Origin of the sequence: Escherichia sp. MOD1-EC5433 (genome assembly GCF_002966005.1) — a bacterium.
GTDB lineage: Bacteria > Pseudomonadota > Gammaproteobacteria > Enterobacterales > Enterobacteriaceae > Escherichia > Escherichia ruysiae.
In genome coordinates this window covers 1-658 of the sequence record NZ_PTRL01000022.1, presented here as the reverse complement: position 1 = coordinate 658, position 658 = coordinate 1, and the positions used below count along the sequence as shown (strand labels likewise).

Genomic DNA, 658 nt, shown 5'->3' with positions numbered 1-658 from the left:
ACGGTTCATATCACCTTACCGACGCTTATCGCAGATTAGCACGTCCTTCATCGCCTCTGACTGCCAGGGCATCCACCGTGTACGCTTAGTCGCTTAACCTCACAACCCGAAGATGTTTCTTGCGATTCATCATCGTGTTGCGAAAATTTGAGAGACTCACGAACAACTTTCGTTGTTCAGTGTTTCAATTTTCAGCTTGATCCAGATTTTTAAAGAGCAAAACTTCGCAGTGAACCCTTGCAGGTACACTCTGAAGTATTTTTTATTTAATCACTACAGAGATGGTGGAGCTATGCGGGATCGAACCGCAGACCTCCTGCGTGCAAAGCAGGCGCTCTCCCAGCTGAGCTATAGCCCCATAACATGTAGTTAAAACCTCCTCAAATTTGCGGTGCAAATTTGGTAGGCCTGAGTGGACTTGAACCACCGACCTCACCCTTATCAGGGGTGCGCTCTAACCACCTGAGCTACAAGCCTGTAGAGGTTTTACTGCTCATTTTCATCAGACAATCTGTGTGAGCACTGCAAAGTACGCTTCTTTAAGGTAAGGAGGTGATCCAACCGCAGGTTCCCCTACGGTTACCTTGTTACGACTTCACCCCAGTCATGAATCACAAAGTGGTAAGCGCCCTCCCGAAGGTTAAGCTACCTACTTCTT

2 tRNA genes and 2 rRNA genes are annotated in these 658 nt (G+C 47.6%); all 4 read right to left on the bottom strand.

Going from position 1 to position 658, the window contains the following annotated elements:
• Nucleotides 1-99 (bottom strand): 23S ribosomal RNA (locus tag C3D30_RS20200); the annotation flags it as partial.
• A 183-nt stretch (nt 100-282) separates the two neighbouring features.
• Nucleotides 283-358 (bottom strand) — tRNA-Ala (locus C3D30_RS20195).
• 42 nt (nt 359-400) lie between these two features.
• Nucleotides 401-477: transfer RNA gene (locus tag C3D30_RS20190), tRNA-Ile, on the bottom strand.
• A 68-nt stretch (nt 478-545) separates the two neighbouring features.
• A 16S ribosomal RNA gene (locus C3D30_RS20185) occupies nt 546-658 on the bottom strand; the annotation flags it as partial.